Source organism: Streptomyces sp. NPDC048436, assembly GCF_043200355.1.
GTDB lineage: Bacteria > Actinomycetota > Actinomycetes > Streptomycetales > Streptomycetaceae > Streptomyces.
The window spans coordinates 29,383-50,900 of sequence record NZ_JBICXP010000012.1 but is presented as its reverse complement, the minus strand read 5'-3'; the positions used below and the strand labels follow the sequence as shown (position 1 = coordinate 50,900).

Genomic DNA, 21,518 nt, shown 5'->3' with positions numbered 1-21,518 from the left:
GTCGGGTATGTCCGGGACGTCCGGCCCGGGGACGGCTGCAATATCGCGCGCTCGTGACGACAGTCACGGATGGGTGATAACTTCGAGGAGCAGACCGCCGCCGCCCCGACCGAGGAGGCCGCACGTCGTCATGAGTCCCTTCACCGGCTCCGCCCCCCGCACCCCCGACTGGCAGCACCTCCGTTTCGAGGTGGACGACGGGGTCGCCACGGTCACCCTGGCCCGCCCCGACAAGCTGAACGCGCTCACCTTCGGCGCCTACGCCGACCTGCGCGATCTCCTGGCCGAGCTGTCCCGCGACAAGTCCGTGCGTGCCCTGGTCCTCGGTGGAGAGGGGCGCGGCTTCTGCTCGGGCGGTGACGTCGACGAGATCATCGGCGCGACCCTCGGCATGGACACCGCGCAGCTGCTCGACTTCAACCGCATGACGGGCCAGGTCGTGCGCGCCATCCGCGAGTGCCCCTTCCCGGTGATCACCGCCGTGCACGGAGTGGCCGCGGGTGCCGGCGCGGTGCTCGCCCTCGCCTCGGACTTCCGGGTGGCGGATCCCTCGGCGCGGTTCTCCTTCCTCTTCACGCGGGTCGGCCTGTCCGGCGGCGACATGGGGGCCGCGTATCTGCTGCCTCGCGTCGTCGGCCTCGGCCATGCCACCCGGATCCTGATGCTGGGCGATCCGGTGCGCGCGCCCGAAGCCGAACGGATCGGCCTGATCAGTGAGTTGACCGACGAGGGCAAGGCGCCCGAGGCCGCACAATCCCTGGCCCGCCGCCTCGCCGAAGGACCCGCCCTCGCGTACGCGCAGACCAAGGCGCTGCTGACCTCGGAACTCGACATGCCGCTCGCCGCCTCCGTGGAGCTGGACGCGGCGACGCAGGCCCTCCTGATGACCGGCGAGGACTACAAGGAATTCCACGCGGCGTTCACGGAGAAGCGCCCGCCCAAGTGGCAGGGGCGCTGACGATGACGGCCCCCGGGCACGGCACGGCGCACCGCATCGCCGTCATCGGCGGCGGCCCCGGCGGGCTCTACGCCGCGGCCCTCCTCAAGCGGCTCGACCCGGAGCGCGAGATCACCGTCTGGGAGCGCAACGCCCCCGATGACACCTTCGGCTTCGGCGTGGTCCTCTCGGACGAGACGCTCGGCGGCATCGAGCACGCCGACCCCGTCGTCTACGCCGCGCTGCAGGCGGAGTTCGTGCGCTGGGACGACATCGACATCGTGCACCGGGGCACCCGCCACACCTCCGGCGGCCACGGGTTCGCGGCGCTCGGGCGGCGCAGGCTCCTCGGTATCCTGCACGAGCGGTGCCGGGAGCTCGGCGTCGACCTCCGCTTCCGCTCCGATGCGCCGCCCGCCGCCGAGCTGTCGGCGGCGTACGACCTGGTGATCGCGGCGGACGGCGTGCACAGCCTCACCCGCGCCGCGTACGCGGATGCCTTCGGGCCGAGCGTCGAGGAGCACCGCTGCCGCTACATCTGGCTCGCGGCCGACTTCGCCTTCGACGCCTTCCGTTTCGAGATCGCCGAGACCGAGTACGGCGTGATGCAGCTGCACGGCTATCCGTTCTCCACGGCGGGAACGGGCGAGTCCACCGTCATCGTCGAGATGCGCGAAGAGGTGTGGGAGGCGGCCGGGTTCGCGGAGCTCGACGAGGCGGGGTCGACCGAACGCTGCGCCAAGATCTTCGCCGACGCGCTCGGCGGCCGGGCTCTGCGCGGCAACAAGTCCGCCTGGATCAACTTCCGCACGGTCGTCAACAAGCGCTGGTCGCACGGCAATACGGTCCTCCTGGGCGACGCGGCCCATACCGCCCACTTCTCCATCGGCTCCGGCACCAAGCTCGCCGTCGAGGACGCGCTCGCACTGGCCGCCTGCCTGGAGGAGCAGCCGGACACCGCGCAAGCTCTCATCGCGTACGAGACGGAGCGCCGCCCGGTCGTCGAGTCCACGCAGCGCGCGGCCCGCGCAAGCCTGGAGTGGTTCGAACGGCTGCCGGACTATCTGGGCCAGCCCTCGCGCCAGTTCGCGTTCAACCTGCTCACCCGCAGCCGCCGCGTCACCCACGACAACCTCCGTCTGCGCGACGCCCACTTCACCGAATCCGTCGAGCGCGAATTCGGCTGCCCCCAGGGCACACCGCCGATGTTCACGCCCTTCCGGCTGCGCGGTCTCACCCTGCGCAACCGCGTGGTCGTGTCCCCCATGGACATGTACTCCGCGCGGGACGGCGTCCCCGGTGACTTCCACCTCGTCCACCTGGGCGCACGGGCACTCGGCGGCGCCGGCCTGGTCATGACGGAGATGGTGTGCGTCAGCGAGCGGGGCCGCATCACGCCGGGCTGCGCCGGGCTCTACACCGACGGTCAGGCCGAAGCCTGGCGCCGGATCACCGACTTCGCGCACACGCAGGCGCCGGGCACCGCGATCGGCGTCCAGCTCGGGCACTCGGGCCGCAAGGGCTCGACGAAGCTGATGTGGGAGGGCATCGACGAACCCCTCGACGAGGGCAACTGGCCGCTGGTGGCGCCGTCGTCGCTCCCGTACAAGGCCAACAGCCGGCGCCCGCACGAGCTGGGCCGGGCCGGACTCGACGCGATCCGCGAGGAGTTCACCACCGCGGCCCTGCGAGCCGAGCGCGCGGGCTTCGACCTCCTCGAACTGCACTGCGCCCACGGCTACTTGCTGTCCGGTTTCCTCTCGCCGCTGACCAACCACCGGACCGACGCCTACGGCGGGACGCTGGAGAACCGGCTGCGCTTCCCCCTGGAAGTCTTCGACGCGATACGGGAGTTGTGGCCGGACGGCAAACCCATGACGGTCCGTATCTCGGCCACCGACTGGGCCGACGGCGGCACCACGGCGGACGACGCCGTCGCGATCGCCCGCGCCTTCGCCGCGCACGGGGCCGACGCCATCGACGTGTCGACGGGCCAGGTCGTCTCCGACGAGCGCCCCGCGTACGGCCGCTCCTACCAGACGCCGTTCGCCGACCGCATCCGCAACGAGACCGGCATCCCCGTCCTCACGGTCGGCGCGATCTCCTCCTGGGACGACGTCAACTCGCTGATCCTGGCCGGACGTACGGACCTGTGCGCGCTCGCGCGCCCGCATCTGTACGACCCGCACTGGACGCTGCACGCGGCGGCCGAGCAGGGCTACGAGGGACCGGGCGTCAGCTGGCCCCCGCAGTACGGCGCGGGCAGCCGCCGCCCGCAGACCGGCCGCACGGACGCACCCAAACCCCGGCTCACGCTGGGGGGTTGACCGGCGGCTCCGCGAACCGCGCCCCCGCGTCCCGCAGCCGCCCGTCGAGCGCCGAGAACACCTCGGCGGACCGGTCACCGGGCCACCCGTCAGGGAGGAGTTCCCCGGGCAGCCCCGGATCGGCGTACGGCAGCCTGCGCCAGGAGTCCAGGGCGAGGAGATAGTCCCGGTACGCCTCGTCCGACGGGGTGTCCGTGCGCCCTTGCCAGGACCGGAGCACCGGCTCGTGCCGGTCGAGGAACGCCTCGTGCTGCTTGGCGATCGCGGACAGGTCCCACCACCGGCCCACCGCCTCCGCCGTCGCCGCGAAACCCAGGTGCTCGCCCCGGAACAGGTCGACGTACGAGGCGAGTTGGAGGCGCTCCAGGGTGTGCCGGGTCTCTTCGTAGAGGTGCGCCGGGGCGATCCACACCCCCGGAGCTGCCGTACCGAAGCCGAGCCCGGCGAGCCGGGAGCGCAGCACGTGCCGCTTCTGGCGTTCCGACTCCGGTACGGAGAAGACGGCGAGCACCCAGCCGCCGCCGCGCCGCCCGGCCGGGGGAGCCGCGTAGATGCGCCGGTCGCCGTCGTCCAGGAGCTGCCGCGCGTCCGGCGACAGGGCGTAACCCGCCGCGCCCGCCGCCGTCCGCGCGGGGACAAGCAGCCCGCGCCGCTTGAGCCGGGACACGGACGAGCGCACGGCCGGGGCGTCCACGCCGAGCGGGGCGAGGAGCCTGACCAGCTCGGCGACGGGCACCGGGCCGGGGGCCGCGCGCCCGTAGGCGCCGTAGAAGGTGACGATCAGGGACCGTGGAGTGTGCTGCTCGGACACGTGATCACTCTACGGGCCCCGGCTCCCGCAGCCGGAACCGTTGCAGCTTGCCTGTCGCGGTGCGCGGCAGCGCGTCCAGGTAGATGATCTCGCGCGGGCACTTGTACGGGACCAGCTCGCCCTTCACGAACTCGCGCAGCCGTTCGGGGTCCCGCTGCGTGCCCGCGCGCGGGACGACGTAGGCGACGACCGTCTGACCGCGCAGCTCGTCGGCCCGCCCCACCACGGCCGTCTCCAGGACGTCGGGGTGGCGCAGGAGCGCCTCCTCGACCTCCGGGCCCGCGATGTTGTACCCGGCCGAGATGATCATGTCGTCGGCGCGGGCCACGTAGCTGAAGTAGCCGTCCGCGTCACGGACGTAGGTGTCGCCGGTGATGTTCCAGCCGTGGCGTACGTACTGGAGCTGCCGTTCGTCGCCCAGATACCGGCAGCCGACAGGACCACGTACAGCGAGCAGTCCCGGCTCCCCGTCCGGCACCGGAGCCCCCGAACCGTCGACCACGCGCGCGTGCCAGCCGGGGACGGGGCGGCCCGTGGTGCCGGGCCGGATCGCCTCGTCCGCCGCGGAGATGAAGATGTGCAGGAGTTCGGTCGCGCCGATGCCGTTGATGACGCGGATCCCGGTGCGCTCGTGCCAGGCCCGCCAGGTGGCGGCGGGCAGGTTCTCGCCCGCGGAGACGCACCGGCGCAGCGTGGAGACGTCAGGGGCGCCCGGCTTGCGCAGCTCGTCCAGCATCGTGCGGTAGGCGGTCGGCGCCGTGAAGAGCACCGTCACACCGTGCTCGGCGATCGCGGGCAACAGCTGCTTGGGACCCGCCTGTTCGAGCAGCAGGGATGAGGCTCCGGCCCGCAGCGGGAAGATGACGAGGCCGCCGAGCCCGAAGGTGAAACCGAGCGGGGGGCTGCCGGCGAACACGTCGTCGGGGGTCGGCCTCAGGATGTGGCGGGCGAAGGTGTCGGCGATGGCGAGCACGTCACGGTGGAAGTGCATGCAGCCCTTGGGGCGCCCGGTGGTGCCGGAGGTGAAGGCGATGAGGGCGACGTCGTCGGCGGCGGTGTCCACGGCCTCGTACACGTCCGGCCGGGTAGCGGCGCGCGCGAGCAGGTCGTCCTCGCCGTCCCCGCCGAAGGTGGTGACGCTCAGCCCCGGAATCCCGGCCTTGACCAGGTCGTCCACCACGCGGTCGTCGCACAGCGCGTGGCTGACCTCCGCTATCTCGCACATCGTGGCCAGCTCGTGCGAGCGCTGCTGGGCCAGCACGGTGACCGCGACCGCGCCCGCCTTCATCACCGCCAGCCAGCAGGCCGCGAGCCAGGGCGTGGTGGGCCCGCGCAGCAGGACGCGCTGGCCTGGCAGGACATCGAGTTCGCCGGTCAGGACGTGCGCGATGTGATTGACGTGCCGCTGCAGCTCGCCGTACGTCCACACCTCCCCGGAGCCCGCGCGGAACGCGGGCCGCTCGGTGCCGAGCCGCTCGACCGTCCGGTCGAGGAGTTCGGCACCGCAGTTGAGGCGGTCGGCGTAGTGCAGTTCGGGCCGGTCGTGGACGAACGCGGGCCACTGCTCCGGCGGCGGGAGATGATCCCGGGCGAAGGTGTCGACGTGAGCCGATGGGTGGAGTCGCAGTGCACTCTTGGCGTCCACAGCGGGTCGCCCCCTTGCCGTTCGGGCTTGTGGTGAGCTCGCGCAACGAGCGTATCGTGATGGTGACGACAGTCAACGGTGCGCGATAAAGGAGGGGCCCGGCATGACGGCATTCTCTCTCAACCCCGAACAAATCGCCTGGTGTGCGGAGCTACGCGACCTCGCCGATGTGCGGCTGCGCCCGCTGGCGGAAAAGGGTGAGCCGGGCCGCGTGAACCGCCCTCTCGTGGAGGCCCTGGGGGAACTGTGCCTGCTCGAACCCCTCTTCGCGGGGGAGGGATCCGCCTCCAGGGGACCCTCCTCCAGGGCTCCGCGCCCCGCCTCCGGCGCCCTGGGCCTCTGCCTCCTGCGTGAGTCCCTCGCCTACGCCTGCACGGAGGCCGAGACCGCGCTCGCCCTCCAGGGCCTCGGGGCGCACCCCGTCGCCGCGTACGGCTCCGTGCGGCAGCGCGAGCAGTGGCTCGGCCCCGCCCGCGCGGGGCGCGCCGTCGCCGCCTTCGCGCTCTCCGAGCCCGGGGCGGGCTCGGACGCCGCCGCGCTTGCTCTGGAGGCCGCTTCGGACGGCCCCTCCTCCTGGCGGCTCACCGGCGAGAAGTGCTGGATCTCGAACGCCCCCGAAGCCGACTTCTACACCGTCTTCGCCCGCACGACCCCCCGCGCGGGGGCCCGAGGCGTCACCGCCTTCCTCGTCCCGGCCGACCGCGCGGGCCTCGTCGGAACCCCCCTGGACATGCTCTCCCCGCACCCGATCGGCGCCCTCGCCTTCGACGACGTACGCGTCACCGGCGACGACGTGCTCGGCGAGGTCGACCGCGGCTTCCGCGTCGCGATGACCACCCTCAACCGTTTCCGCCCCAGCGTCGGCGCCTTCGCGGTCGGCATGGCGAGCGCGGCCCTGGACGCGACGCTCGCGCACACCGCCGAACGGGACGCGTTCGGCGGCAAGTTGAAGGACCTCCAGGCGGTGGCGCACCAGGTCGCGGAGATGGCGACGCGGACCGAGGCGGCGCGGCTCATGGTCTACGCGGCAGCCGCCGCGTACGACCGCGGCGAACCGGACATCGCCCAACGGGCCGCCATGGCAAAGCTGTTGGCGACCGAGAACGCGCAGTACGTCGTCGACGCGGCGGTCCAGTTGCACGGGGCGCGGGCGTTGCAGCGGGGCCATGTCCTTGAGCACCTCTACCGCGAGGTCCGGGCGCCGCGCATCTACGAGGGGGCGAGCGAGGTCCAACGGACCATCATCGCCAAGGAGTTGTACGCGGCGCACACCGCGGCGCAGTCCGGAGCCCAGCCCGGAGCAGAGGCACGGCCCGCCACCCCTGAGGAGCCCACCGCATGAGCATCGAACGCCTCAACCCCGTCGAACTCTCCCCGCCCACCGGCTTCTCGCACGCCGTCACCGCGACCGGCGGCCGTCTCGTCTTCCTCGCGGGGCAGACCGCCCTTGACGCGGACGGGAAGGTCACCGGCACCACGCTGCCCGAGCAGTTCGAGAAGGCCCTGACCAACCTCCTCACCGCCCTGCGTCACGCGGGCGGCACCCCCGCGGACCTGGCCCGCGTCACGATCTACGCCACGGACGTCGCCGACTACCGCCGACAGGCGCCCCAACTGGGCAGGATCTGGAAGGAGTTGGCGGGGCGCGACTACCCGGCCATGGCGGTGATCGGGGCGGTCCGGCTCTGGGACGAGGAGTGCCTGGTGGAGCTGGACGGGGTGGCGGTACTCGACTGAGGCACATAGCGTCATGCCGACGATCAGGCGAGGGGACGGGGCGGACATGGCACGGATCGATCTCGGCGTGGGACCCATCGAGTACGAGGACACGGGAGGCACGGGCACCCCGGTCGTCCTCCTGCACGGCCTCGTCCAGGACGGCAGCGTATGGCGCGACGTCGTCGAGCTGCTGGGCGAGGAGTTCCGCTGCCTGGTGCCGACCCTCCCGTACGGCTGCCACCGCATACCGCTGAAGCCGGGCGCCGAGGTGACGCCGACGGGCATGGCGCGCCTGATCGGCGAGTTCGCCGACGCGCTGAAGCTGGGCGACGACGCGGTGTTCGTCGAGAACGACGCCGGACGGCTCCAGCAGCTCGCGGCCGAGCGGCCCGACCGCGTCGGCCGGATGGTCATCGCGGGCTGCGAGGCCTTCGACAACTACCCGCCGCGCGCGGGCGGCAAGATGCTGGACGCCGCCGCGCGCGTCCCCGGAGGCATCGCCTTCCTGGTCCGCACCCTCTCCGTACGCGCCCTGCGCCGCGTCCCGGGCACGGGTTACGCGGTGATGGCGCACCGCCCCGTCCCGCACGACCTCATCGACCGCTGGCTCAAGCCCCTGCGCACCGACCCGGCGGCGAGGGGCGTCCTGGTCCGCTATCTGCGCTCCGCACACAAGTCGGAGATGATGGAAGCGGCGGACGCCCTGCGCACGTACGACCGCCCGGCCCTGGTCGTCTGGGGCAGGCAGGACGCGATGATGCCCCCCGCCCACGGCCGCCGACTGGCCGAACTGCTCCCCAAGGGCCGCCTGGTGGAGCTGGACGAATGCCGCACCCTGATCCCGCTGGACCGCCCCGATGGCCTGGCGGCGGCGATCCGCGAGTTCGTGGCGGCCACCTAGGCGGGTGGGCCCCGGGTGGGAGGGGAAGCCCCCCACCCGGAGCCGCTCTCAGATGTCCCGGAACGTCTCGATCTGGGCGCCCACGGAGTTGAGCCGCTCCGCCAGCTCCTCGTACCCACGGTTGATCACGTACACATTGCGCAGCACTGACGTGCCCTCCGCTGCCATCATCCCGAGCAGCACGACCACGGCGGGACGCAGCGCGGGCGGGCACATCATCTCCGCGGCGCGCCAGCGGGTCGGGCCCTCCACGAGGACCCGGTGCGGGTCGAGGAGCTGGAGGCGCCCGCCGAGGCGGTTCAGGTCGGTCAGATAGATCGCGCGGTTGTCGTAGACCCAGTCGTGGATGAGGGTCTTGCCCTGCGCCGCCGCCGCGATGGCCGCGAAGAAGGGGACGTTGTCGATGTTGAGGCCGGGGAACGGCATCGGGTGGATCTTGTCGATCGGCGCCTCCAGCTTGGAGGGCCGGACGGTGAGGTCGATGAGCCTCGTACGGCCGTTGTCGGCGAAGTACTCCTCCGTGCGGTCGTGGTCGAGCCCCATCTCGTCCAGGACCGCGAGCTCGATCTCGAGGAACTCGATCGGGACGCGCTTGACCGTCAGCTCGGACTCCGTGACGACGGCCGCGGCGAGCAGGCTCATCGCCTCGACCGGGTCCTCGGACGGCGAGTAGTCGACGTCGACGTCGATGCTCGGGACGCCGTGCACGGTAAGGGTCGTCGTACCAATGCCGTCGACCCTTACACCGAGCGCCTCAAGGAAGAAGCACAGGTCCTGGACCATGTAGTTCGACGAGGCGTTGCGGATGACGGTCGTGCACGCGCTGCGCGCCGCGGCAAGCAGCGCGTTCTCCGTCACGGTGTCGCCGCGCTCGGTCAGCACGATCGGGCGGTCCGGTACGACATCACGCGCGACCTCGGCGTGGTAGAGCCCCTCGGTCGCGGCGACGTCGAGCCCGAAGCGGCGCAGCGCGATCATGTGCGGTTCGATCGTGCGGGTGCCGAGGTCGCAACCGCCCGCGTAGGGCAGCTTGAAGCGGTCCATGCGGTGCAGCAGCGGGCCCAGGAACATGATGATCGAGCGGGTCCGGATGGCGGCCTCCGCGTCGATCGCCTCCATGTCGATCTTGGCGGGCGGCACGATCTCCAGGTCGACGCCGTCGTTGATCCAACGGGTGCGGACGCCGATGGAGTTGAGCACTTCGAGGAGGCGGTAGACCTCCTCGATGCGCGCCACACGGCGCAGCACCGTGCGTCCCTTGTTGAGCAGGGACGCGCAGAGCAGCGCCACGCAGGCGTTCTTGCTCGTCTTGACGTCGATGGAGCCGGACAGCCGGCGCCCGCCGACCACACGCAGATGCATCGGCCCGGCATACCCGAGGGAGACGATTTCGCTGTCCAGCGCTTCGCCGATACGGGCGATCATCTCAAGGCTGATGTTCTGGTTGCCGCGCTCGATGCGGTTCACGGCGCTCTGGCTCGTGCTGAGCGCCTCGGCGAGCTGCGTCTGTGTCCAGCCCCGGTGCTGGCGGGCGTCACGGATGAGCTTGCCGATACGTACGAGGTAGTCGTCTGCCATGATGCGCAGGCTATCTCAGATATGAGATGAAGCGCGCGTCGGGGTAGGCCATACGGGAACTGGCCGATTCCACACGGGAAACGACCGATTCCATACGGAAGTTCCCGTACGTCGTTTCCGTACGCCGACTGCCGTGCCCGCTCAGCCGCACCCGCACGAGGCGTGCCGGCTGCCGTGCACCGCGGCCTGCGCGGTGGGCCTGGGCCCTGCCGCCGCGCGCGTCACCCGGGCCGCGGCGGCGCGCCCGGCCGACGAGTCGGCGTCATGCACCACTGTGCCCCCGGTCAACGTCAGACGCACTTCGGAAGAGCTGATATCGGCCACCGGACACCGCGTCACATCGCGGTCGAGGAGCACCAGATCGGCCGACTTTCCCTGTTCGACGGTTCCGGTGAGATGGTCCATACGGAGCTGACGCGCCGTGCCGAGGGTGTGCACGAGCAGGGCGGACGTACGGCTCAGCCCTTCCTGCTCGCGATACAGATCGCCCTCGCCCTCCGCCCCGAACCGGTCGACGGCGGTCCGCACCTGGTTCCACACCTGAAGCGGATCGACCGGCCAGTCCGAGCCACCGGCGAGCCGCGCCCCGTGCCGTTCGAGGCTGCGCGCCGGGTACTGCAAGCGGTGGCGCCCGGCACCGATGTAGGGCAGCAGGGCGTCCATCGTCCAGGTGTTGCGGGTGGCCCACTGGAGCTGCATGCAGGGGACGACGCCGAGCTCGGCGAAGCGCGGCAGGTCGGCCGGGTCGACGAGCTGGAGATGGGCGGTGGTGTTGCGCAGGCCGCGCAGGCCCGTCGTACGCAGTGCGTACGCGTAGCCGTCGAGGGAGGTGCGGACGGCGCGGTCGCCGATGGCGTGCGCGTGCATCTGCCAGCCGTCCTGGTTGAAGGCGGCGGTGAGCCGGCCGTAGTCGGCGCCGGACACATACAGCTCGCCGCGGTGGCCGGTCGGCTTCCCGTCCTTGTCCAGATAGGGCTTGAGCAGCGCGGCGGTCTGGGCCGGGTACTCGATGACTCCGTCGAGGAAGACCTTGACGGTGCCGAAACGCAGTCCTCGTACGCCGCCGAAGTCGTCCCGAAGCCCCCGCGCGTAGGCCACTGCCGCCGCGGGGTCCTTGGCCAGGTCCGAGTCGATCCGCAGGGCGGGCACGATCCGCTGCGGCAGCGCGCCGCGTTCGGCGAGCGCCTGATAGACGCTCAACTCGCCCTTGCCGACGACCGCTTCCATGAAGGTGGTGATCCCGGAGGCGGCCGCCTCGGCGAAGGTCTTCGCGGCGGCGGCGATGAGCTGCTCGCGGTCCGGCTCGGGGATGTGCCGGGTCACCAGGGGCTGCGCGTCGTCCTTGAGTACGCCGCTCGGTTTGCCGTCCGCGTCCTTGACTATCTTCCCGCCGACCGGGTCCGGGGTGCTCGCGGTGATCCCCGCGACGTCGAGGGCCCGCTGATTGACCCAGATGTTGTGCCCGTCACCGCCGACCAGGGCGACGGGCCGCCGGGTCGACAGGGCGTCGAGCATCGAGTGGTGCGGCACGGTCCCGTGGGGCAGGAGGCCCACCGGATTCCAGTCCTCCACCACCAGCCACCCGTCGGGCTCCTGGCCGCCGGAGTCGTCGAGGAACCCGGTGAGGGTCTTCCTCAGCTCCTCCACCGTGTGCTCGGCGCCCGCGAGGGACGGCTTCAACGACCGGTCGGCGGCGCCCATCGGGTGGGCGTGCCCGTCATGGATGCCGCTCATGAGTGTCCCGCCCCGGGCGTTCACCACCTCGGTGTCCCGCCCGATGAACCGCCTGAGCGCGGCATCCCGCCCGACGGCGAGAATCCTCCCGTCCCGGCCCACGGCAACGGCCTGCGCCCGCTCCTGCTCCCGAGTGCCACTGAAGACACGGGCGTTGTGCACGACGAGAGCGGCGGAGCGGCGCGGCGCCGCGGCGGCGGACCCTCCGGCGGCGGTAACGAGCCCTGCGGCTCCGGCGGCGGCGAGGAGACCCCGCCGGGAGAGACGGGAGAGAGGGGAGGGGTGCGGAGAGAACATGGGCGCTCCTGGGTGCGGCCGACCCCCGGGCGCCGACGATGTGTCGCGGGTGGTCGGATGGGCGGGCGGGAGAGATTCGCCGCGAAGCGGGCGGCACAAAGACTCGCCGAGTAACCCGTTAACCAGAAGCGACCGCTCGCAACGGAATTCGTGGCCCCCTGCCCCTGGGCCGGGGGATTCCGTAGGATCCCCCGCGTGCCAGGGCCCACCCTCACCGACATAGCCCGCGCGGCCGAGGTGTCGACCGCGACGGTCTCGCACGCCCTCAACGGCACCGGCAGGATCGGCGACGCCACCCGCCGCAGGGTCCGGGAGACCGCGACGCGACTCGGCTACGGCACGCCGGGACCGCCGCGCAGCCGGACGCTCGGCATCGCCGTCACCACGTTCCCCACCGCCTGGAACTACACGGAGGTCGCCTACTTCTCGCGCGCCGTCACGGCGGCCACTTCGGCGGCCCACGCGCGCGGCTACGCCCTCACCACGCTGCCCGCCGACCGCGCGGGGGACGACTCGTGGCACCGCCTCACCGTCGACGGCATGCTGATCATGGACAGCCCGCGAGGGGACCCGATGGTCCACGCGCTGCGCGCCCGCGGCATCCCGCTCGTCTTCGACGGCGTCCCCGGCGACCCGCGCCCCGGCGACCACTGGGTCGACAACGACCACGAGGCGACCACCCGCGAGGTCCTCGACCACCTCGCCGCTTCCGGCGCCCGCCGCATCGCCCTGCAGTCCGGCAGCGGCGACGAGCACTACGCGCGCGCGGTGACGGCGGCGTACGCCGGATGGTGCGCGGAGCGCGGCGTCGATCCGCTGGTCGTGCCCTTCGACGTGACGGACGGCCAGGGGCGGGCGTTCGACGCGCTGTTGCGGGGCCCGGACCGCGCCGACGCCGTCTACGCGGCGTACGACCCGGGCGGCCGTCAGCTGCTGGCCGCCGCGGCCAGGCTCGGTCTGGGTGTCCCGGACGAGTTGCGTGTGGTGTGCGCGAGCGAGGACCCCGGATACGCGACGACACGGCCGCCCGTGACCACGGTGACTCTCGACCCGGAGCGGACGGCGCGCGCCGCTGTCGGCCTCCTCGTCGACCTGATCGAGGGCGGCGGCAGGACGGCGCCGGGCCCGGTCGTCGTACCGGCGGGCCTCCTTGTGCGCTACTCCTCGCGTGCCCAGCCCGCGGCCGGATAGTCGACGTATCCCGCCGCACCGCCCTGGTAGTACAGGGCGGGATCACCGGCCGCGAGCTCGCGCCCCAGGGCGAACCGGCTGACCAGGTCGGGGTTGGCGACGAAGTGCGTGGCGAAGGAGACGGCGTCGGCGAACCCCGCGTCGACGAGGGCGTTCGCGGACTCCCGGTCGAAGCCGTTGTTCGCGATCAGCGGTCCATCGAACCGCTGCCGGAAGCGCGCGACCGCTCCGAAGTCGGGGGTGTCGCCCGGCCGGGCGAGGTCGGGGCCGCGCAGATGGAGATAGGCCAGGGGCCGGTCGTTCAGCACCGTCACGAGCTCGTCGTGGTCGGCGAGCAGTTCCTCGTCGACGACGAAGCGTTCGGTCGCGGCCATGTACGGCGAGAGGCGCACGCCCACCCGCCGTCCGTCCCACTCGGCGGTGACCGCGTCGACGACCTCGACAAGCAGGCGCCGCCGTCCCGCACGGCCACCGCCGTAGGCGTCGCCGCGGTGGTTGAGGCGGGGGTTGAGGAACTGGGCGAACAGGAACGCGCCGAGGGCGCCGATCTCGACCCCGTCGAACCCGGCGCGCCGCGCGTTGGCAGCCGCCGTGCGGAAGTCGGCGACGGTCGCCTCGATGTCGCCCGCGGTCATCGCGCGCGGCGTGAGAGTCTCCTTGAACCCGCCGGGGGTGAAGGTCCTCGCGCGGGGATCGATCGCCGAGGGCCCCGCCGGCAGCTCGCCACCGAGGTGCTCGGGGTGCGAGGCGGCGCCGGTGTGCCAGAGCTGCTGCACGATGCGGCCGCCGAGAGCGTGGACGACATCGGTGACCCGCCGCCACCCGGCGACCTGCGCCTGGCTGTAGACGCCGGGGACGTTGACGAACCCGATGGCCCGTTCGCTGACCCAGGTCCCTTCGGTGATGATGAGCCCGGCACAGGCCCGCTGCCCGTAGTAGGCGGCGTGCAGTTCGGTGGGGACGAGGCCGGGGTTGTCGGCGCGGGCACGGGTGAGCGGGGCCATCACCACGCGGTTGGGCAGCCGCATCTCGCCCAGGCCGGTGCCGTGCAGGAGCGGCTGGTCGAGGGCGGTGGACAGGGTGGCGGTCATGGCGGTTCTCCTTCGTGGCGTTATGGTCACGGCGGCTCGGCCGCGGGGGACACGAAGGTGACGGCGTACGACGGTGAGAGGTGACCGATGGACGGGCAAGAGGTGCTCGCGGACCGCTTCGAGGCGCACCGGGGCCATCTGCGCGGTGTCGCCTACCGCATGCTCGGCTCGCTCAGTGACGCCGACGACGCCGTCCAGGAGGCCTGGCTGCGTCTCAGCCGCACGGACGCCGACGAGATCGAGAACCTCACCGGCTGGCTCCGCACGGTCGTCTCCCGCCTCTGCCTCGACATGCTGCGCTCGGCCGCGAACCGCCACGAGCAGCCCGCGGGCGAGCACCTTCCCGACCTGATCCCGCAGCCCGGCGAAGGCGCGGGCCCGGAGGACGAGGTCCTCCTCGCCGACTCGGTGGGCCGCGCCCTGCTCGTGGTCCTCGACACGCTGGGCCCCGCCGAGCGTGTCGCCTTTGTGCTGCACGACCTGTTCGCCGTGCCGTTCGACCAGATCGCGCCCGTCGTGGAGCGCACCACGGTCGCCACGAAGAAGCTCGCGAGCCGCGCCCGCCACAAGGTCCAGGGCCCGCCCGAGGCTCTCGCCGCCCCTGAGCTCGCGCAGGACCGGCAGGTCGTCGAGGCCTTCCTCGCGGCCGCCCGCAGCGGTGACCTCGAAGCGCTGCTCACGGTCCTCGCCCCCGATGTCGTACGCACGGCCGACCTCTCCGCGGTGATCCGCGGCGCACGGGCCGTGGCGGAGGAGACGGTGCTCCTGAAGCGCAACGCCCGCTTCGCGGAGCCCGCGCTCATCAACGGCGCGGTGGGCGTCGTCGTGGCCCCGTACGGGCGGCTGCTCCTCGCCCTTCTGATCAGGGTCGAGAGCGAGAAGGTCGCCGCGTACGAGGTGGTCGCGGATCCGGAGCGGCTGCGCGCGCTGGAGGTGTCCGTGCTTCCGTCGGCGGGCGCGCCTCGTCGCGACCCCGGGTGATGTACTAGAGTTATCTCGACATCGAGATATCTGCCGAGGCGCACCGCAAGCCGCCACTCGGTAAGGGTTACCTAACTAAGCCTTACCTTAGCGGATCGACAGGAAGTCGTGGCGGCAGGATGTGATGGAACGCGCACATATATGAAGGAGACTGTCGTGTCGGCGAACAGCTTCGACGCCCGCAGCACGCTGCGCGTGGGCGACGAGTCGTACGAGATCTTCAAGCTGGACAAGGTCGAGGGCTCCGCGCGCCTCCCTTACAGCCTGAAGGTGCTGCTTGAGAACCTGCTCCGCACCGAGGACGGCGCGAACATCACCGCCGACCACATCCGCGCGCTCGGTGGCTGGGACTCCCAGGCGCAGCCGGCGCAGGAGATCCAGTTCACGCCGGCGCGCGTGATCATGCAGGACTTCACCGGCGTGCCCTGCGTCGTGGACCTCGCCACGATGCGTGAGGCCGTCAAGGAGCTCGGCGGTGACGCGGACAAGATCAACCCGCTGGCCCCGGCCGAGCTGGTCATCGACCACTCCGTGATCGCCGACAAGTTCGGCACGGCGGAGGCCTTCGGCCAGAACGTCGAGCTGGAGTACGGCCGCAACAAGGAGCGCTACCAGTTCCTGCGCTGGGGCCAGACCGCCTTCGACGAGTTCAAGGTCGTCCCCCCGGGCACCGGCATCGTCCACCAGGTGAACATCGAGAAGCTGGCCCGTACGGTCATGGTCCGGGGTGGCCAGGCCTACCCCGACACCCTGGTCGGCACCGACTCGCACACCACCATGGTCAACGGCCTCGGCGTGCTCGGCTGGGGCGTCGGCGGCATCGAGGCCGAGGCCGCGATGCTGGGCCAGCCGGTCTCCATGCTCATCCCGCGCGTCGTCGGCTTCAAGCTGACCGGTGAGCTGCCCGCGGGCACCACCGCCACCGACCTCGTCCTCACGATCACCGAGATGCTGCGCAAGCACGGCGTCGTCGGCAAGTTCGTCGAGTTCTACGGAGAGGGCGTCGCCGCCACCTCCCTGGCCAACCGCGCCACCATCGGCAACATGTCGCCGGAGTTCGGCTCCACCGCCGCGATCTTCCCGATCGACGACGAGACGCTGAAGTACCTCCGTCTGACCGGCCGTGACGCCCAGCAGGTCGCGCTCGTCGAGGCGTACGCCAAGGAGCAGGGCCTCTGGCTCGACCCGGCAGCCGAGCCCGACTTCTCCGAGAAGCTGGAGCTCGACCTCTCCACGGTCGTCCCCTCCATCGCGGGCCCGAAGCGTCCGCAGGACCGCATCGTCCTCGCCAACGCCGCGCAGCAGTTCGCGCTCGACGTACGTAACTACGTCGAGGACGACGACGAGGCGGGCAAGGAGTCCTTCCCGGCCTCCGACGCCCCGGCCAGCGCCAACGGAGTCCCGTCGCGTCCGACCACCGTCACCGCCCCCGACGGTTCGACCTACGAGATCGACCACGGCGCCGTCACCGTCGCCGCGATCACCTCCTGCACCAACACCTCGAACCCGTACGTGATGGTCGCCGCCGCGCTCGTCGCGAAGAAGGCCGTCGAGAAGGGCCTGACCCGCAAGCCGTGGGTCAAGACCACCCTCGCGCCCGGCTCCAAGGTCGTCACCGACTACTTCGACAAGGCGGGGCTCACCCCCTACCTCGACAAGGTCGGCTTCAACCTCGTCGGCTACGGCTGCACCACCTGCATCGGCAACTCGGGCCCGCTGCCCGAGGAGGTCTCGAAGGCCGTCAACGACCACGACCTGGCCGTGACGTCCGTCCTCTCCGGTAACCGGAACTTCGAGGGCCGCATCAACCCCGACGTCAAGATGAACTACCTGGCGTCCCCGCCGCTGGTCGTCGCGTACGCCCTCGCCGGTTCGATGAAGGTCGACATCACCAAGGACGCGCTCGGTGTGGACCAGGAGGGCAAGCCCGTCTTCCTCGCCGACATCTGGCCGACCGAGGCCGAGGTGAACGACGTCGTCGCCAACTCCATCGGCGAGGACATGTTCAACAAGTCCTACCAGGACGTCTTCGCGGGCGACGCCCAGTGGCAGGCGCTCTCGATCCCGACCGGCAACACCTTCGAGTGGGACCCGCAGTCGACCTACGTGCGCAAGCCCCCTTACTTCGAGGGCATGACGATGGAGACCTCCCCGGTCTCCGACATCACGGGCGCCCGCGTCCTCGCCAAGCTGGGCGACTCGGTCACCACCGACCACATCTCCCCGGCCGGTGCGATCAAGGCCGACACCCCGGCCGGCAAGTACCTCACGGAGCACGGCGTCGAGCGCCGTGACTTCAACTCCTACGGCTCGCGCCGTGGTAACCACGAGGTCATGATCCGCGGCACGTTCGCCAACATCCGCCTGCGCAACCAGATCGCGCCGGGCACCGAGGGCGGCTTCACCCGCGACTTCACCCAGGCTGACGCGCCGGTGTCGTTCATCTACGACGCCTCGCGCAACTACATCGAGCAGGGCACCCCGCTCGCGATCCTCGCGGGCAAGGAGTACGGCTCGGGCTCGTCCCGTGACTGGGCCGCCAAGGGCACCGCGCTGCTCGGCGTGAAGGCCGTCATCGCCGAGTCGTACGAGCGCATCCACCGCTCGAACCTCATCGGCATGGGCGTCCTGCCGCTGCAGTACCCGGAGGGCCAGTCCGCCGAGAACCTCGGTCTGACCGGCGAGGAGACCTTCTCCTTCACCGGCGTGACCGAGCTCAACGAGGGCCGCACCCCGGCCACCGTGAAGGTCACCACCGACACGGGCGTCGAGTTCGACGCGGTCGTCCGCATCGACACTCCCGGTGAGGCGGACTACTACCGCAACGGCGGCATCATGCAGTACGTACTGCGCTCGCTCATCCGGAAGTAGACACGCCGCAAGTAGGCGTCAGCGCGCCACAGTTGGGCCCGTACCCCCCAGGCAGGGGGGTGCGGGCCCTACGCTTTGCGTGCCAGGGTTCGCAGAGCGGCGACGGGGGTGGCAGTGGACGCCGGAGCAGTGGGCATCAAGGTCGCGTCCGTGGTGGTGGTGCCGTTGCTGAAGCGGCTGCTCCTGCCGCCGCCCAAGGCGCCCGGAGCGGAGTACACCGAACGGCCCGTGCGCATCAAGGGGTTGCTGTCCTTCGCCGGGGACCACCCCACGCTCAGCAAGGACGACATGCACCGGCTCGCCCGGGAGCTGGTGCGCCGCGCGGTGCGGTCGGCGGGCCCCCACCAGCGGCCGATCGCGGACGACGAACACGACGCCGTCGGACAGGCGTTGACCCGTACACTCTTCGCGCTCGGCGAGCTCGACATGGACGACGTACAGGTCTTCGTGCTCGGCCCGGAGAAGCTGGCCAAGGAGCTGTCCCGGCAGGCCGGGCCCGATACACGCAGGCTGCTCACCCGCGACGCGGCGCTCTTCCATGACGTACTCCTGCAGACGGCCTGTGTGCATCTCGTACGGTTCTTCACCCAGCGCCCCGGCTTCGCCGCCCGCGCCCAGCTGGAGGAGTTCCGCGAACTGCGCGAGCAGCGCGACCAGTTGGACGTCATCCTGCGCCGCGTCTCGGGGGACGACTGGCTGGCGGCGGACGCCCGCTTCGAGGAGAACTACGCGCGCTACGTCGTCGAGCGCCACGGCCGCCTCACCATCTACGGCGTCGACCTGCGCGACCCCGGCGGCCAGGAGTGGCCCCTGGACAGCGCCTATCTGAGCCTGCGGGCCGTCGCCACGGCCGCCGTCGAGGACGAACCGGAGGCGGCTCGCGAAGGCAGCGCCGCGGAGGTCGAACAGAGCGTGGAGACCGTGCTCACCAGCCACGGACGCGTCCTGCTCCAGGGCGTCGCCGGTACGGGCAAGACGACGCTCGTGCAGTGGCTGGCCCTGACCACCGCACGGCAGGATTCGGTGCCCGGCCATCTGCCGCAGCTCCTTGGCCGCGTCCCCTTCGTCCTGCCGCTGCGCACCCTCGCCCGCGAGGGCACCGAACTGCCGCTGCCCGACGACTTCCTGCGCCGGGTGGGATGCCCGCTGGCCGGCACCGAACCGGACGGCTGGGCGGCGCGCCTGCTGCAGAACGGGCGCGGCGTGCTGCTCGTCGACGGCCTCGACGAGATCCCCAAGGCCGACCGTGCCCGCGCCCGGGACTGGCTGAGGCGGCTACTCGCCGCCTTCCCCGGCAATCTATGGCTCGTCACCACCCGCCCCTCCGCGCTCGCCCCCGGCTGGCTGGAGCGCGAGGGCTTCCACGAATTCACCCTGAACGCGCTGCGCCCCGACGACCTGCGTCGTTTCATCCAGCGGTGGCACACGGCGTCGGCGGCGCCCGAAGGTCTCGACGACAACCTCATCCAGTCCCTGCGCGCCAGCGCGGAGTTGAGCAGGGTCGCGACCAACCCGCTGATGTGCAGCCTGATCTGCGCCCTGCACGCCGAGCGGCGCGGCGCTCTGCCCCAAGGCCGCGCCGCGCTCTACAAGGCGGCCCTGTCCATGCTCCTTGAGCGGCGTGACACGGAGCGCGGGGTGCCGGGCCCCAAGCTCGGCGAGGAAGCCGCCTCCGAACCCCTCAAGCGCCTCGCGTACTGGCTGATCCGCAACGAGCGCACCCAGATCGAGCGCGCGGACGCCGTGGAGATGGTGCGCAGGCTCCAGCCCCAGGTGCCGAGCCTCCAGGAGCTGGGAGGGCCGGAAGAGGCCCTGCAGTACCTCCTTGAACGTACGGGACTGCTGCGTGAACCCGCGCTGGGCGCCGTGGACTTCATCCATCGCACCTTTCAGGATTATCTCGGGGCCAAGGCGGTGCTCGAAGAGCGGGACTTCGGCATTCTGGTGAAGAACGCACATGTCGACCAGTGGGAGGACGTGGTGCAGATGGCCGTCGCCCAGAGTGATCACAAAGGACGTGCCGATCTGCTCCTGCGGCTCAGCGACCGCGGCAACCGCGAGAAGGACCCGACGGTCCAGGCCAGGCTGCGACTGCTCGCCCTCGCCTCGCTGGAGCAGGCCACGCGCCTCGACCCCGATGTGCGCCTGACCATCGAGACCGAGGCGGCCCGGATGCTCCCGCCGCGCAGTCTGCGCCAGGCAAGGGTCCTCGCACGCACCGGGCCGCTGCTGCTCGGCCTGCTGCCCAGGGCACGGGACCTGGAGGGCGACGAGGAACTGGCGACCGTGCACGCGATCTGCCAGATCGGCGGCGACGCCGCCATCCCGCGCCTGAGGGAGTTCCTCGACACCCGTCAGCCCGTGGTGCGGGCTCAACTCCTCGGCCACTGGGACCGGTTCGACACCCATGTGTACGCCGATGAGATCATCCGGCCGCTCGTCACCGCTGATCCCTCGCAGCCGGTCACCGTACGCTCGCGCACCGAGCTGGACGCCCTCGCGGACATGCCCGGCTGTGAACGCGTGGGAATTCACGGGGACTTCGCGCCCGAGGCCGTACGGGCGGCGCTCGACCCGCGGCGCCTGCGTGAGCTCCGGCTGCGCGGCGCCCTCCAGCTCGACGACCTCGGTCTGCTCGGCGGCTTCCCCGCCCTGGAGAGCCTCACCCTCCAGGGCTGCCGCAACCTCAGGGACCCGGCGCCGCTCACCCGGCTGCCCCGCCTGCACACCCTCGTACTGGAAGACCTCCCGCAGTTCGAGCCGCTGGCGAAGCTCGCGGACTGCCCGAGCCTCGGCGCCCTGCACCTGGGCCCGCAGGTGCCCTGGCGAGGTCTCGCCGATCTGTCCCGCCTCAAGGAACTGCGCGTTCTAGCGCTGCCGTTGGGCACGGTCGAGCTTTCGGAGATCAACAACTTCCGGGCGCTCGCGGAGCTGCGCCTGCACGACGCGGGCGAGCGGCTGCTGCCGGACCGGTGGGGCACCCTGCTCGCCGGCCTGACCGAGCTGCGCACGCTGACCGTCTCCCCTGAGCAGCTGAGTACGCTGCTCTTCGACCCCAAGGGGCAGGTCTCGCAGGTCACACACCTCTATGTGTATGCCAAGCCGGGTGCGCCCGTGTCGCTGCGGCGCATCGCCCGGCGGCTGCCGGGTCTGAAGGAGATCCACCTCACCCAGGGCACCGACATCGATCTCTCGCCCCTGAAGGGGCTTTCCGGGCTGCGGCGGGTGAGGCTCGCGTACCCGGGAGAGATCCGTGGCGTGTCGGAACTTCCCGACTTGGTCGACCTTGAGATCTACCCACAGCCCTGAAGAGAGTAGACCCACGTTCTGACGTGCACCGGGTCTCCCTCGATTCCGCTGGCGGGAGGCCGGATGCACGGGTAAGTTCCACTGTTCTGGAGGGAGTTGTTGCCGTAGTCAGCGGCTGGTGTCCGG

At 71.4% G+C, this 21,518-nt stretch carries 14 protein-coding genes; 9 read left to right on the top strand and 5 right to left on the bottom strand.

From position 1 onward, the window contains the following. The first annotated feature begins 130 nt into the window (after positions 1-130). Both ACGFX9_RS31635 and ACGFX9_RS31630 read left to right on the top strand, forming a co-directional pair. Positions 131-958, top strand: a complete 828-nt coding sequence (locus ACGFX9_RS31635; protein ID WP_393480627.1) for an enoyl-CoA hydratase family protein — start codon at positions 131-133, stop codon at positions 956-958. Between the two features lie 2 nt (positions 959-960). Beyond that, on the top strand, positions 961-3,264 hold the full coding sequence (locus ACGFX9_RS31630; protein WP_393481311.1) for a bifunctional salicylyl-CoA 5-hydroxylase/oxidoreductase: 2,304 nt from the start codon (positions 961-963) through the stop codon (positions 3,262-3,264). Here ACGFX9_RS31630 and ACGFX9_RS31625 read toward each other — a convergent pair. Then, positions 3,248-4,075, bottom strand: a complete 828-nt coding sequence (locus tag ACGFX9_RS31625) for a PaaX family transcriptional regulator C-terminal domain-containing protein (protein WP_393480624.1) — start codon at positions 4,073-4,075, stop codon at positions 3,248-3,250. The two genes, ACGFX9_RS31630 and ACGFX9_RS31625, sit on opposite strands and share 17 nt — an antisense overlap. 4 nt (positions 4,076-4,079) lie before the next feature. Continuing rightward, positions 4,080-5,720: an AMP-binding protein gene (locus tag ACGFX9_RS31620; RefSeq protein ID WP_393480620.1), complete on the bottom strand. Its 1,641-nt coding sequence runs from the start codon at positions 5,718-5,720 to the stop codon at positions 4,080-4,082. A 103-nt stretch (positions 5,721-5,823) separates the two neighbouring features. On the opposite strand from ACGFX9_RS31620, the gene ACGFX9_RS31615 reads away from it, so the two are divergent. From ACGFX9_RS31615 to ACGFX9_RS31605, 3 genes are read left to right on the top strand one after another with little or no spacing between them, the layout of a single operon-like run. After that, on the top strand, positions 5,824-7,062 hold the full coding sequence (locus ACGFX9_RS31615) for an acyl-CoA dehydrogenase family protein (RefSeq protein WP_393480614.1): 1,239 nt from the start codon (positions 5,824-5,826) through the stop codon (positions 7,060-7,062). Then, complete coding sequence (locus ACGFX9_RS31610; protein ID WP_393480610.1) at positions 7,059-7,457, top strand: RidA family protein; 399 nt, start codon at positions 7,059-7,061, stop codon at positions 7,455-7,457. Before ACGFX9_RS31615 ends, ACGFX9_RS31610 begins: the two co-directional genes overlap by 4 nt. Positions 7,458-7,503: 46 nt before the next feature. Continuing rightward, positions 7,504-8,340 (top strand): alpha/beta fold hydrolase, encoded by an 837-nt coding sequence (locus ACGFX9_RS31605; RefSeq protein WP_393480606.1) that lies wholly within the window; start codon positions 7,504-7,506, stop codon positions 8,338-8,340. Between the two features lie 48 nt (positions 8,341-8,388). Here ACGFX9_RS31605 and ACGFX9_RS31600 read toward each other — a convergent pair whose 3' ends face one another. Both ACGFX9_RS31600 and ACGFX9_RS31595 read right to left on the bottom strand, forming a co-directional pair. Next, on the bottom strand, positions 8,389-9,918 hold the full coding sequence (locus ACGFX9_RS31600) for a helix-turn-helix domain-containing protein (protein WP_393480601.1): 1,530 nt from the start codon (positions 9,916-9,918) through the stop codon (positions 8,389-8,391). A 141-nt stretch (positions 9,919-10,059) separates the two neighbouring features. After that, a complete protein-coding gene (locus ACGFX9_RS31595; RefSeq protein WP_393480597.1) occupies positions 10,060-11,949 on the bottom strand; it encodes an amidohydrolase in 1,890 nt (629 codons plus the stop codon). 195 nt (positions 11,950-12,144) lie between these two features. On the opposite strand from ACGFX9_RS31595, the gene ACGFX9_RS31590 reads away from it, so the two are divergent. Continuing rightward, on the top strand, positions 12,145-13,140 hold the full coding sequence (locus tag ACGFX9_RS31590; protein WP_393480593.1) for a LacI family DNA-binding transcriptional regulator: 996 nt from the start codon (positions 12,145-12,147) through the stop codon (positions 13,138-13,140). On the opposite strand, the gene ACGFX9_RS31585 is transcribed toward ACGFX9_RS31590, so the two are convergent. Beyond that, on the bottom strand, positions 13,107-14,231 hold the full coding sequence (locus tag ACGFX9_RS31585; RefSeq protein ID WP_393480588.1) for an alkene reductase: 1,125 nt from the start codon (positions 14,229-14,231) through the stop codon (positions 13,107-13,109). The genes ACGFX9_RS31590 and ACGFX9_RS31585 overlap by 34 nt on opposite strands. Positions 14,232-14,318: 87 nt before the next feature. Between ACGFX9_RS31585 and ACGFX9_RS31580 the strand changes: the two genes are divergently transcribed. The 3 genes from ACGFX9_RS31580 to ACGFX9_RS31570 all read left to right on the top strand — a co-directional run bounded on the left by ACGFX9_RS31580 (position 14,319) and on the right by ACGFX9_RS31570 (position 21,392). Then, positions 14,319-15,212: a sigma-70 family RNA polymerase sigma factor gene (locus ACGFX9_RS31580; protein ID WP_393480583.1), complete on the top strand. Its 894-nt coding sequence runs from the start codon at positions 14,319-14,321 to the stop codon at positions 15,210-15,212. Between the two features lie 156 nt (positions 15,213-15,368). Beyond that, positions 15,369-18,083: an aconitate hydratase AcnA gene (acnA, locus tag ACGFX9_RS31575; protein ID WP_393480578.1), complete on the top strand. Its 2,715-nt coding sequence runs from the start codon at positions 15,369-15,371 to the stop codon at positions 18,081-18,083. A gap of 114 nt (positions 18,084-18,197) precedes the next feature. Then, on the top strand, positions 18,198-21,392 hold the full coding sequence (locus ACGFX9_RS31570) for an NACHT domain-containing protein (RefSeq protein ID WP_393480573.1): 3,195 nt from the start codon (positions 18,198-18,200) through the stop codon (positions 21,390-21,392). Positions 21,393-21,518 lie beyond the last annotated feature (126 nt).